Origin of the sequence: Vibrio sp. sp1 (assembly GCF_016920955.1) — a bacterium.
Lineage (GTDB): Bacteria > Pseudomonadota > Gammaproteobacteria > Enterobacterales > Vibrionaceae > Vibrio > Vibrio alginolyticus.
This window is the reverse complement of sequence record NZ_CP060589.1, coordinates 741,351-754,508: the sequence shown is the minus strand read 5'-3', so window position 1 is coordinate 754,508 and position 13,158 is coordinate 741,351. Positions and strand designations below refer to the sequence as shown.

Genomic DNA, 13,158 nt, shown 5'->3' with positions numbered 1-13,158 from the left:
ATTATTCTTCCTTCATATTTTTAGAGGTCGCCAACTGAGAAACATGCTGAGCTTGACTCATTATCGCGAGTAAGTACCAAGCGCCATGCGGGATCCACTGTTCGCCCCAGCGCCAGTTTTGTAACACGTCTTCTTTTTGTGCTGGTGGGTTAAATGCAATGTCTTCCTCGTCTTCAAAGCCGCCAGTGATTCCGTTACACACGCCACCTTTTGCGTTGAAGAAACCATATTGAGGGAGGTAATCAGGGTTGTTACGACCATGGCCATCTAGCATGCACATGTCGTATGGGTTTAAGCCTACAACCCAGTTCAATGCATCTTGAGCAAACACAGAAAGTTGTTGCTGTACTTCTTGCGACGCTATATGCGGTTGAGCAAGGTACGCCATGGTCGCGAGTGAGCCCAGTCGAGCATTCTCGCCTTGCCACCAATAGCCGGATTCATTGTTGTGTGCGACAAAAAATGCCTCGCGTTTTGACTCATTTACGCCTTTAACATATTGGCGAGGGTAACCGAATGGGTTGATCACTTTATTCGATATTGTGATCTCAAACTCACACGCTAGGTTGACGATACGTTTTACCGATTCCGCTCGTGCTGAGTCGTCTTCAATTGATAGATATTCGCATAGGGCAATAACTGGTAGACCAGCTTCGGCTGCGTGAAAATATGGACGGCTGCCGTCTTGGTTTGCTGACCAAAAGTGTTGAATCTGCTCGTCGCTCATTTGGCGTGCAACTAAACGTTGCGCCCACAAACGGCTCTCTTCCAAGTAGCGAGTTTCTTTGGTTGCTTTAAACAGTTCTACACAAGCCAGTAGCGCACAGTATTCGTCGATAATGTTTTCTTCCCCATCATTGAGGTACTGCGTATTGTGCTCTTTTAAGTGCCAGTAACCATTTTCGGCAGCGTTGCGGTATTTTTGTTGATCGTATTCACCGTGAACACTTAAACGCGACGCTGCCGCTAGCGCTGCAATGGCGACACCGCCACCTTGTCGAAAGCCTGCTTGATAGTCGTCAAATTTGTGACCAAGTTGAGTTTCGTACGCGCAAATCTCGCGTTGCGCAGTATCTTTGCTCCACTTGTCAAAGACCGTCATGTAGAAAAAGCCTTTTTCGTTTTGCATACGCACAAGAAAGTCTGCACCGAACAGGGCTTCTTCAATCAGACGTGTACGTGTGAAAGCTGCAATGTCTTCGCTTCCTTCAAGCAATGAAACCCCTTTTAGGATGTTCCAAACCACCATTGGGGTTTGTTGAGGATTCAAATAATTCGCGTATGAAAGGTGACTTAAATACTTGCTAACGTCTCCTGATGCGTCGTACCAGCCGCCGTGTACATCAACCTTTTTATTGGAGTTTAGTACTGGAAGTTGTCGATCTTGTTTATCGAAGATCCCGCCGCAACGTTGCGATTTGAAGTAGTGGATCACATCTGACAAAGTTTGATCCAACAGAATGTGTTCGCCAACGATGAAAGAGGAAGAGCGCGTATCTTCTACTTGCAAGAAATAGTCACCTGACGTTGTGAAAGAGGAAAAGTCGATGAGGTAGAAATAGCCCTGATGCCAGTTCGCCACTTTACCTTGTTCTTCAACCGCAAAAGTTGCCACGGTTTGCTCGCTAGTGGCACAAATCAATTGAGCAGTGTAAGAAGACAAGTGTGGTTGTTCGGTCTGGATAATGGCTTTCTTTGGGCCCAGACGTTCATAACCAATGTGGTTAGTCAGTAGCAGCATTCAATGTCTCCGGGAAACGATAAAAACAGGAATGGGTCAGGCTGAACCTGACCCTCGTTATGATTAATCTTCAAATAAGTAACAGCGGACAAAGTGGTTGTCGGACAGTTGAGTGACGCCCGGTAGTCGTTCGCGACATTTGTCGGTAGCGTGTACACAACGTCCAGCAAATGGACAGCCGACAGATTCTGGTGTCCAAAGTGGGATTTCCCCTTTGTTGCCTTTCAGTTTCTCGTGAATAGACTTCGATGGATCTGGAACCGCAGATACCAACAGTTGCGTATATGGGTGTTGAGGATCGTGAATGATTTCTTCAGTATCGCCCCATTCAACCATGTGACCTACGTACATGACCGCGAGATCTTCAGCAATGTAACGCGCTGTTGCGATGTCGTGAGTGATGTAAAGCAGAGACATTTGTTTCTCGAACTTCATCTCTTCCATCAAGTTCAGAACACCGGCACGGATTGATACATCGAGCATCGATGTTGGCTCATCCGCCAATACCACTTCAGCACCAACTGCGATGTTACGAGCTAGGTTTACACGTTGACGCTGACCGCCAGATAGCTGGTGCGGGAACTTTTGCGCCGTTTCTTTTGGTGGAATAAGACCAACTTGTTCAAGTAGGTCGTACACACGCTCTTCCAGTTCTTTCTTGTTGCCCGGTGCTACTTTCTTATGAATCAGCAGCGGGCGCGCAATATGGTGGAAGATATTGTGCGTTGGGTTTAGCGAGCCAAACGGGTCTTGCCACACCATTTGTACACCTTCACGGTAGGTCATTAAATCGTGACGAGAGGTGATGTCTTGGATATCACGACCTTTGTATTCAATGATGCCATCGGTTGGTGCGTACATTTTTGCAATCATTTTTGCAGTAGTAGACTTACCTGAACCAGATTCACCTACCACTGACAAGCCGCGGCTCTTGTACATTTTGAAAGAGACGTCGTTGATTGCGCGCATCTTAGATTGTTTGATTGAGTTACTGTTTAAAGGGAAGTCCTTAACGACATTTTTACCCTCAATCAGCAGTTCGCCGAATTGTTTGCTCATAATTCTCTCCAGTGTAATTTTTGTTCTTAGCTAGCGTTTTTTTGTTGTTAAACCTTAGCTTGAGCAATGGTGTCGCCGTACAAATGGCAATTTGAGAGGCGACCTGGTTCAATTTGACGTAATTGGGTTGGTACACGTGTACATGCTTCATGTACGCGATCGCAACGAGCTTGGAAGCGGCAGCCCCGTGGTACTTCTAGCAAGTTCAACGGGTTACCTGGAATACCAGTCAATTTGGTCTTTGGTCCAGTTAGTGGAGGGAAAGAGCTACCCAAACCTTTGGTGTAAGGGTGGTAAGGACTTTCCAGAATTTGCTTAGAAGGCGCGACTTCAATCAACTCACCTGAGTACATGATGCCGATACGATCCGAGAACTCGACCATCAATGACAAGTCATGTGTGATGAACAGAATTGAGAAACCAAACTCTTCTTTAAGCGCGTAAATTTTTTGTAGAATTTCACGTTGAACCACTACATCCAATGCGGTAGTCGGTTCGTCCATGATGATCATTTTTGGGTTCAGAGCCAAAGCGATTGCGATTACTAGACGTTGACGCATACCACCAGAGAACTGGTGCGGGTAATCACTCAATCGGCTAGGGTGGATATCAACGATTTCCAGCAGACCTTCAGCGCGTGTTTTTGCTTGAGCGCGAGTCATATTGGTATGACGCATGATGACGTCACAGAACTGCTCTTCCATGGTTAGAACAGGGTTCAAAGCGTTCATCGCACTCTGGAATACCATCGACATTTCACTCCAGCGGAACGCTTGCATGCGATCATCGCTGTACTGAAGGATATCTTCACCGTTGAAGATAACCTCACCACCTGTGATAAACGCTGGTGGCTTATGAAGGCGCATTAGTGAGAAGGCAACAGTGGATTTGCCACAGCCAGATTCACCAGCCAGACCGAATACTTCACCTGGTGCAATGTCGAAGCTCACGTTGTTACAGGCGCGGACATCGCCCGCGTCTGTGATGTAGTCTACGCATAGGTTACGGATGGAAATTAGTGGTGCAGTCATGATTATTTATCTCCGCTCCATAGTGCATTTTGTGGTGCCAGTTCAGGCTCACGCTCTTTCTTGTCTTTTGCTGCTAGTTTTTTCCAGCGTTTCATGCCTTTGTGAGAACGAAGTTGAGGGTTCGCAATTTCGTCAACGGCAAAGTTCAACAGAGCAAGACCAGTAACCAGTAGTGTTAGGGCAATACAAGGTGCTAGTACTTCCCACCATGCGCCAATCAGCATGGCTGATGAGGTTTGCACGTTGTAAAGCATGATGCCCCAACTGATCGTGTTGGCATCACCCAAACCTAGGAACGAAATGACCGCTTCAGTGTTGATCGCCAACATTACTGAGCCAATGAAGCTCGCACCGACAATTGGGATAAGGTTTGGTAAAATCTCAACGAAGATGATGCGGAATGAAGACTCTCCCAATACTTCGGCAGCTTTAACGAACTCTTTCTCGCGTAGTGCCATAGTTTGAGAGCGGACAACACGTGCACCCCATGCCCAAGAAGTACCAGCGATAATCAAGGCAATGGTGAGTGGGCCTGCTTCACCGATAAAGGCCGCCAACACGAATAGCAATGGATACTGCGGGATTACTAACATGATGTTCATCGCGGCACTCAATACGTCATCCACTTTACCGCCGAAGTAACCTGCCGATATACCAATGACTGTTGCTAAGAAACACACGATGATGCCAGCACCAAAGCCTACACCCAGTGATACTCGTGCACCGTAAGCCACCTGCGACCAGATATCGCGACCCATTCGGCTAGTACCTAATACGTGGTCGGCCTTTTTAGACATAAGCAGTGTACGACGATCGTCTGCTAGGTTTTTAGCGACCCAACCATCAGGGTTGTTTTGTGCCTGTTTTACAACAAAGCTTGGGTATTCGTGTGGGTTACCGGTTCGCTTGTCTGGCGCATGCTTTGTAAGTAAAGGAGCGGCAATCGCAACGAACACGAACAGCGTAACAATGCCAAGACCAATGCGAGCAAATGCGTTACCTAAAATAAGTTTGAATAGTTCTTTCATGATTATTTGCCTCCCGTACGTAGGCGAGGGTCTAGAATCATGTACAGCATGTCAGCCATTAAGTTGAAGCACAGCATGAACATCGTCATGATAATTAACTGACCTTGAAGTACTTGGTAGTCACGAGCGTGAATTGCGTTCAATAGAACAGTACCTAGGCCTGGGTAGTTGAAAATCATCTCGATGATTAATTGACCTCCAATGGCCATACCTAAAGACATAGACAGTGCGGTAACACTTGGAAGTAGTGCGTTACGTGCGGCGTAATTAAAGACGACGCGGTTTTCACTCAGCCCTTTACCTTTAGCCATCGTGATATAGTCTTCGGCGAGAAGGTTGATCATGTTGTTACGCATGTTAACTAAGAAGCCACCAATTTGAACGATGGTTGCACAGAATAGAGGTAGTACAGCGTGGTAACCCACGTTCTTGATGAACTCCCAGCTTGTCCAATCAGGAATAGTACCTGGCGTGTAAGCATAGCCAGATGGGAACCATTTCAGGCCAATCGCAAAGGTAAACAGCGCTAACATTGCGATAACCATTTGTGGAATAGCTTGAATGATCAATGTGCCAGGCGTTACGAATGCATCGTACTTACTACCGCGCTTCCAGGCGGCAAAAATACCAAGGACAGAAGCGATGGAGAAAGAAAGTACAACCGCAGTACCAGCTAGAAATAGTGACCAGCCAAATGCACTACCTAGTAAAGAATTAACTGAAAGTGGGTAGAACTGGATTGAGGTGCCCAATTCCCAACTTAGAATGTTTTTAATGTACGAGAAGTACTGAATGTAAATTGGCCCATCAACGAAACCGAGCAGTTCTTTCATTGCTGCGATTCGTTCTGGAGTCACCTGTACTGAAGCATTAGCAAACATCATGGTAACTGGGTCACCAGGCATTGCTCGCGGAATAATAAAGTTTAACGTCGCTGCAACTAAGAGCGCGACAAGATAGAACGACAAACGTCTTAAAAAATAACCCATAACTCACACCTTACTCACCCAGATTTTTTCCCTGTTTCTGGTTTCAGGTCGCTCCTAGCGAAATTTAGAGCGAAAAATCCCCTGACGACGAGCGCCACATATTGGTTTCGTTAACAAGGGATTTTTATAGGCGGCACACGGGATGTATGCCGCTTGAAATGAACTTCTACTTATTTAACTGGTTTTAGGTCCAGTACGTGAAGTAGACGCTCTGGGATACCTGCCCAAATGTTTGGACGGCCCTTAGGGTTTTCTTCGTTCCACCAACCAGTGAAGCGAGTTGTGTTGTATTGGTACATGTACGCGCCAGATAGCACAGGAATAGTTACTTGGTCCTGAGCAATGATCTTCTGAATGCCATGAGCGATCTCTAGTTGTTCTTGTTTATCTGCTGTCTTGTAGAAGCTGTTAAGAAGACCGTCTAGCTTATCGTTCTTGTAGAAGTGCATTGCAAAGCGAGGCATGCCGTCACCAGCTTGTAGCTTCGAGTTGTAGCCACTATCCCAGTACAAGTGTGGATCTGCACCGTGGAAGTAGTTGGTGTAAGCAACGTCGTAAGTACCTTCTAGCATAGCTTGGTTGTATACCGAGAAGTCCGGTGTACGAGCACGAGCTTTAATGCCCACTTCTGCTAGTTGCTCAACGGCTAGTTGTACCGTGTTGTTGAAGTCAGTCCAACCGTTTGGTGATTGAATTAGAAGCTCGAAAGACTTGCCAGATGGTGTATCCACAAAGCCATCTTTGTTTACATCTTTGAAGCCAGCTTTAGCTAGAAGCTTTTTCGCACCTTCCGCGTTGTATGTGTTGTAGCCTTTGTACTTGTTGTGCGTCTCTTCATCAGACCAAGCTTCGAATGCGTAGCCAAGGCCAGATGCGAAGTCGTTCACTGTACCGCCGCCGTAGAAAGCGATATCAATGATAGTTTGACGGTCTAGCGCCATAGAGAACGCACGACGGAAGTCAACGTTAGTTAGTGCTTCGTTTTTCGCAGCGTCTGGGTTTTTGAAGTTCACTACAAATGCTTGAGTACCCGCTGGTGGGTACCAGTAGTGGTGATTCGGACTTGCTGCAGCGTACGTACGGTCGATGTCTGGTACGAATGAAGACGTCCAGTCCATTTCGCCGTTAACGATTTTGCCCAAGAATTGGTCGTTGTTCGCGATTTGTGGCACACGCAGACAATCTACATCTAGGTTGTCAGCATCCCAATAATTCGGGTTCTCACACTGGATATATAGCTGCGGTGTGAAAGTGTCGATTTCAGTAAATGGACCACTGCCTACTGGATTTTCGTTTGTGAATGTTGCTGGATCTTTTACTTTGCTCCATACGTGCTTAGGTACGACTGGTACTTTCGCAATTTCGTAAGGAACGTTTGAGTTTGCTTCGCTTAGACGGAATTTAACTTGGTAGTCGTTAACTTTTTCTACGCCAGTCACCCAAGAGTTGATACCAGATTGGTCTAGCTCTGGCTTCTCTTTAACTAGGTTGAAAGAATAAACAACATCATCAGCGGTAAACGCTTTGCCATCAGACCATTTTACGCCCTTACGGATATCGAAGGTTACGCTCATCAGGTCATCAGCCATGGTAAAGTTTTCTGCTAGACGAAATACAGGCGTGTTACCGTGCATTTCGTTAAAAACAACGAGCGGCTCGTAAATAAAGTCGGTTGTTGTGTGCAGGTTAGTTGCACCCAAGAAAGGGTTAAAGTTACGAACGAAAGTTGTAAACTCTTTAGGGTGGATAGTCAGTTCACTGCGTTCAGCCGCAGTAGCTACCGATGCAAAACCTGTAGTAGCCGTTGCAATAATTGCTGTTGCTAGTGCTGTTTTTTTAATATTGGCAAGCATAGCTGTTCCTTACTATTTGCTTTCATTTCACTAAATGGAATTGAATGTCATCAATTGATAAACACTCTCTAAGACCTACCTCTTGTACATGCCTTACTCATTACAACATTGAGTTTCGCCAAGAGTGGCCTGTAGGCCTTAGGTAGGAGTAAGAAAACACCTTATCCATAAAATAATCAAACTTGATTCCCGTTAAAAACGTTAAAATCTCTGAGCTCTCCGTTATAAACGTTATTTTGGCTAATTTTAACCAGCATTGGGCCAAAAAATAAACGTTGATATGCGTCGCAGTTTATATCCTTGTTAATAATAAGTGTTGGTGATTACTAACCTGCTGGTCCTTTTTAAATATACGTTTCCTGCTTGTTTTCTAGGTTCGGAGATCTCGCTCACATGCAGAAATGGTGTTAATTAATCAGCTAAAAATTAATCTGCCGTTCTGTTGTGATTAAGTTCGCAATCTCTATCAATAGTTCGTCAAAATCCGCTTGTTATCTGAAAAATGGCCTTTTTTATCGACAGTTTTCTTCCGTTTGTTGTCCTTTTTTTATTATATGAATGAAGTTTTTTCGGTTGCTCGAACTTACCTAGTTAAGACAAGTTAAATGGATAAGGTCGTACGTTTTGAAGACCAACAATAGATAGCGTTGTCTAACCGAATGTTCGTTATTGGAAATATGGTAATGGGGTAGGAAGAGGCGGTCTCTTTTATCTCTAGGAAGGGAATACTCGAATAACAAAAAAGCCCAGCATGCACGCTGGGCTAGTTTTTTTGATAAATATTAGCTGGTCAATAGTCGCTGTAGTTTATCTCGTTGTGCTTCTATGTATGCTCTCTCGGGGCTCTGTTCTTTGCAGTGTTCGAGAATGAACTCTATCGAGCTTAGCACCGTTCTCCAACGTGGTGTTTTGGGTAATGTTTCTATACGCATGTATTTATCTAAGGTGCGTGTTTGTAAAGTACTTCGGTCTAGATAAACGCGCCACAAGCCACTTTGCTCTGCAAATGCGAATTTACTTTCACCCGTTACAGATTCCCAATACTCTAAAGCATGTGTCATTGCGTCGACTAGAACTTCCCGCATAAGTTCTTGCTTGTCCTTTTTATTACCGAGTGCTTTGTCTGCAAGGCGCGTAAATTCTCCGCCAAGCTCTTTTAGCTTTTGCAATTGGTCTTTGTCACCATCAAATGCATAACTTGAAAGCACTTCTACGGCGGTTTCTAGATTATGTATGCGAGCGGCACTGGCTCCACCGCCGACATTAAAGATGTACATGATATCTAACCCTGAACCTTCAGGGAGCTTAAGAATGTCTGCTTCGATGTTCTGACGAATATCTTCAATATAGATATCAATCTTGCCACAGTAATGAGGTTGTTTGACGGTTAGATATTTAGGGGCAATCAGCTCATCAGCAGATGAGCGCTTTAGCTGTTCTAAGCTGCGCTTGAATAGCTTACAAGCAGCTTCGTTAGCAAAGCGAATACGCTTGTCTTCACGTAGACAGATGATAGCTTCAGGAGCCGATTCTAGCTGTTCCAACAAACGACCTTGAGTCTCAAGTAAGCTTGCTTCAACGACTGCTCGCTGTCTAAGTTCAGACTCTAGCACTTTGTTTTCCATATGGCGCATTTCTGCTTTACTTGCCGTTAAATGCGCTTGGATACGTGCCGCCAACTCTTGTTTATTAAATGGTTTCGATAAATAGTCGTTGGCTCCTGCTTCAAAACCTCTTACACGATCTTCTGTTTGACTGAGTGCGGTGAGCATAATGATTGGCAACTCGGCATGATCATAGGTTTCACGTAGTTCACTACAAACTTGGTAGCCGCTCATGCCTGGCATCATGATATCCAATAACAGAAGTTCCGGCTTCTCTTGCTCGACGAGCGCTAACGTTTCTGGCCCATCGGAGACGGTACGCACACGATAGCCCTCTAAACGTAAAAAGCTTTCAAGCACGCGTAAGTTTACTGGTTCATCGTCAGCAACATACAGTAACGGGCCGTCTGGGTTCTCTGGAAGTGATAAGTCTTCGCGGTTCTCTACATTAACTTCAGGGATTTGGAAGTGTCCGTGCGCAGCTAGAGTCTGGGTTGCTTGGATTTCTTCTTCACTGGCGAGCGGTAAAGTGAAACTGAAGGTAGTTCCGACCATTGGTTGGCTACTGACGTATAACGAGCCTCCCATTAATTCGATCAATTGACGGCTAATGGAGAGCCCAAGCCCTGCACCTTGACGATAACGGCTCGCGTCTTGCCCTGCTTGGATAAGTGGTTCAAAAATATGTTCAAGTTGTTCTGCGGGAATTCCTTGTCCAGTATCCACGACTTGTACGCGTACATGATCATCTACCACATTAGCGGAGATAACAATTTTACCTTCTGAGGTGTATTTAATCGCATTGCCAATCAGGTTATATAGCACTTGTTCAAGGCGTTGCGGGTCAGCTGACACTGCTTTTAAATCCGCTGGGACTTGGTTGATGATGCGGATGGTTTTACTTCCGAGTAAATGGCTAGAAAGCTCTAAAACCAATCGTGTTGCACTGCCCAAACTCACTGCTGATTTCTGGATATCCATGCTTCCATAACGCATTTTATGATAATCCAACAAGTCATCGACTAGATTAGCGAGACGCTGACCACTTTTAATGATGATATCAAGCTGATATTTCTGGCTAGCGGGGATCGCACCATTGGCGCCGGACGCTAAGGTTTCAGCAATCCCGACCATGCCGTGTAACGGTGTACGAAGTTCATGAGAAGTCGTGGCTAAGAATTCATCTTTTAATTTATCGGCCAATTGCAGTTCTTCATTCTGTTTTTGAATGATCTGTATGCTGCTTTCTAGTTCTTCATTTTGCTTCTTAATGGTTTGAATCTTCTCTCGAATAGAGCGTTGCATTCGTTCAAAGCTTAACGCAAGCCGACCAATTTCATCTTTACGAACCGTATTAAAAGACGTGTCATCAAGATCCCCTGCAGAGACCTTTTCGGCAACCCAAGTCAATTTCAGCAACGGAGAAGTGATAAAGTTTGATAAATAGTGAGAAGCTATCACCACAAGGATAATGGCGATCAACATAGCGATAACGAATAGTTTTTCGAGTTGATGGATACGAGCGAAAGCTTCGTTTTCTGGTAACTGTACGACGAGCGCCCAAATCACACCACGAGTTTCAATCGGTGCATAAGCCGCGATGATTTCTTCACCTAAGCCGTTCGTGTAAGTGCCGACACCAAACGCACCAGAGAGTGCTTTATCGATCACTTCTAAACTGTTCTTAATGTCGTCTTGTTTCGTGTTAATTGTGCGAGGTTGGTGATCATTTCCAACCAGCAGGGTGTTAATGGATGACTCTCGATTAGCGTCTGCGGCTAACTTAGTGATGCCATTATTTGGCAAGCGGAACATGGCATAGCTGTGTAGATAACCTTGCTGAACAATTGGTGCACCTAGCCAAGCGACTGATTTACCCCCTTCCAGCTCGAAGTCAGACACAATCACAGGAGTGTAGTCTTCGTTTACTTTTCGACGTTCAGTCACATCATCGGCGAGACGCTTGAAAGTTTTGCCAAGTGCCGAGTCTTTGTAGGGGCCTGATAACAAGTTCGTTCCGTAGTTATCGTCTTTGTTGATCGAGTAGGTGACGTTACCATTGATGTCGACCAGCAAAATGTCATTAAAATCAGAGCGCTTGAGGAGCTCCAAGTAGGCCCAATGATAGCGTTTATGCAAAAGCCGGTAACGTTCACTTCCTACATAGTTGGATGACTCGGGTAACGTTGAGGTTTTGATTTGGTCTCCGCTGCCCTCGATGTAGCGCTGTTGGGCGTTTTTACGAGACTCTTCAATATCATTGCCTAAACGACTAAAAGCATTGACGAGACCGTAGAATCGGCCACCACTGGCGTAAGCCAACTCTGAGCGCACAAAGCCCATGACTTCGGTTTCTCGTGCCTCAAAGTAGTCGATGATTTGCTGCTGTTTTGTATCTCGAACAGACAGTAAGTGCGAGGTGCTTTGTTCTTGCAGATCTTTACTGTGGGACTGCAAGAAAAAGATCGCAGTAATGGTAAGAGGTGTGATACTGAGCACCAGAAATGCGGTCATCAGTGTACTCTGAAGGCGCTTAAATTTCTGTTTTTTGTAGAATTTAAACATGGATAAGATTACAACTCATAATGGGCAGTTCTAAAACATACTTCGCTGCCGAGGTTCTCGTTAAAAACGGATAAGATGTTCAACTAGATAGAATTAACAAAATTAACGAGTTTTTTTTCTTTGACAAGAAAGTTAGTTGTAAAGCGTGCAGGGTGACGCAGTTTTTCTTATGAGTGTTGAATTTATGAGAAAAAATCGCGCAGGTTTGTGCCTGCGCGGGGGAAGTTATGATTTTTTCGCGTAGTAGATAGAAAATTTATTGGTCTTATTTAGCGTCTCGCAATTATTAAACGCCCGCTCGATAATTGGTGGGTATTTTAAGAAGCTATTCGCGACAATCACCATTTCACCGTCTTTGATTAGATATTGTGGTGCCTGGCCCAACAAGGTTTCCGCTGCGTTGTAATTTGTGTCTAAACCACTGTGGAATGGCGGGTTGCTGACGATAAAGCGGTAGTCTTTTGCGGTATCCGAGTATATATCTGATGCAAATACGCGTCCGGATAAACCATTCGCTTCTAATGTGGCTTGGCTAGAAGTGATCGCATAAGCATTAATGTCACACATCTCAATCGCGATCTCTGGATTCGCTTTCGCCATAAACGCACCGAGCACACCTGCACCACAACCAAAGTCGAGCACTTTGCCCGACAGCTTAGGTAAGGTTTCAAGCAGCAATCGGCTACCTAAGTCGAACTCGCCATGGCTGAATACGCCAGGTAGGCTCTTAACCGCTAGCGACTGCTCACCGAGTGTAACAGTGTAAGACTTAAACCAATCTGCTTGGTTGAAAGGTTTTGGTTCATTGAGGCAATTACCCCAGTAAAATGAGCAGCGACGAGCAGAGTCGTACTTGTTCACAGGGCCGTATTCTTGGAACATCTTCTCGATGCTCTTGATGCCGGAGCGGTTTTCACCAACGATGACGATTTCGGTGTTAATGCCCAGTTTCGCCATCAACATCGCCAGCAAGTATTCTGCTTCGGCTTTTGCTTTTGGCCAGTATAAAAGGACCATGTCTGCTTTTGTTTCAACATCAAACACAGAGCCAAAATGACTTTTCACTTTGTCAGAGGTTTGAATTTGGCGGTAGTAGCTATAGTTGGAAGTAAACACTTCAACAGACTCACAATGAGCTACTAACTCAAGAGGAAATAGGTCTTCAACTTCACCAGCGACTAAAACGTGTTTTCCGTTGAAGTATTCAAGTTGGCGCTGAGCTATTTGGCTAGGAGCGATATAAGCAGACATAAATTTGGTTCATCAGAAATAATTTGGGGCAGATTTT

Annotated in this window: 8 protein-coding genes; all 8 read right to left on the bottom strand. The window is 45.1% G+C overall.

From position 1 onward, the window contains the following. Position 1 precedes the first annotated feature (1 nt). Positions 2-1,741: a glycoside hydrolase family 9 protein gene (locus H9L11_RS03495; RefSeq protein WP_017635902.1), complete on the bottom strand. Its 1,740-nt coding sequence runs from the start codon at positions 1,739-1,741 to the stop codon at positions 2-4. 63 nt (positions 1,742-1,804) lie between these two features. Next, positions 1,805-2,800: an ABC transporter ATP-binding protein gene (locus H9L11_RS03490; protein ID WP_005380041.1), complete on the bottom strand. Its 996-nt coding sequence runs from the start codon at positions 2,798-2,800 to the stop codon at positions 1,805-1,807. Positions 2,801-2,847: 47 nt separating this feature from the next. Then, a complete protein-coding gene (locus tag H9L11_RS03485) occupies positions 2,848-3,831 on the bottom strand; it encodes an ABC transporter ATP-binding protein (protein ID WP_005380040.1) in 984 nt (327 codons plus the stop codon). Between the two features lie 2 nt (positions 3,832-3,833). Further along, the gene (locus H9L11_RS03480; protein WP_047102642.1) at positions 3,834-4,859 is read right to left on the bottom strand and encodes an ABC transporter permease; all 1,026 of its coding nucleotides are present in this window, start codon (positions 4,857-4,859) and stop codon (positions 3,834-3,836) included. 2 nt (positions 4,860-4,861) lie between these two features. Continuing rightward, a complete protein-coding gene (locus H9L11_RS03475) occupies positions 4,862-5,848 on the bottom strand; it encodes an ABC transporter permease (protein ID WP_005380038.1) in 987 nt (328 codons plus the stop codon). A gap of 170 nt (positions 5,849-6,018) precedes the next feature. After that, entirely contained in the window at positions 6,019-7,701 is a 1,683-nt protein-coding gene (locus H9L11_RS03470; RefSeq protein WP_005380037.1) for an ABC transporter substrate-binding protein, read from the bottom strand. Between the two features lie 782 nt (positions 7,702-8,483). After that, positions 8,484-11,870 carry a response regulator gene (locus tag H9L11_RS03465; RefSeq protein ID WP_170893987.1) on the bottom strand — a complete coding sequence of 1,129 codons (3,387 nt, stop codon included), beginning with the start codon at positions 11,868-11,870 and terminating at the stop codon, positions 8,484-8,486. Between the two features lie 225 nt (positions 11,871-12,095). Continuing rightward, a complete protein-coding gene (gene rsmC / locus H9L11_RS03460; RefSeq protein WP_158159762.1) occupies positions 12,096-13,121 on the bottom strand; it encodes a 16S rRNA (guanine(1207)-N(2))-methyltransferase RsmC in 1,026 nt (341 codons plus the stop codon). Positions 13,122-13,158 lie beyond the last annotated feature (37 nt).

What these genes read in the sequence shown, in the direction of transcription:
- H9L11_RS03495 (WP_017635902.1), bottom strand. Translation starts at nt 1,741, where the DNA reads ATGCTGCTACTGACTAACCACATTGGTTATGAACGTCTGGGCCCAAAG.
- H9L11_RS03490 (WP_005380041.1), bottom strand. Translation starts at nt 2,800, where the DNA reads ATGAGCAAACAATTCGGCGAACTGCTGATTGAGGGTAAAAATGTCGTT.
- H9L11_RS03485 (WP_005380040.1), bottom strand. Translation starts at nt 3,831, where the DNA reads ATGACTGCACCACTAATTTCCATCCGTAACCTATGCGTAGACTACATC.
- H9L11_RS03480 (WP_047102642.1), bottom strand. Translation starts at nt 4,859, where the DNA reads ATGAAAGAACTATTCAAACTTATTTTAGGTAACGCATTTGCTCGCATT.
- H9L11_RS03475 (WP_005380038.1), bottom strand. Translation starts at nt 5,848, where the DNA reads ATGGGTTATTTTTTAAGACGTTTGTCGTTCTATCTTGTCGCGCTCTTA.
- H9L11_RS03470 (WP_005380037.1), bottom strand. Translation starts at nt 7,701, where the DNA reads ATGCTTGCCAATATTAAAAAAACAGCACTAGCAACAGCAATTATTGCA.
- H9L11_RS03465 (WP_170893987.1), bottom strand. Translation starts at nt 11,870, where the DNA reads ATGTTTAAATTCTACAAAAAACAGAAATTTAAGCGCCTTCAGAGTACA.
- rsmC (WP_158159762.1), bottom strand. Translation starts at nt 13,121, where the DNA reads ATGTCTGCTTATATCGCTCCTAGCCAAATAGCTCAGCGCCAACTTGAA.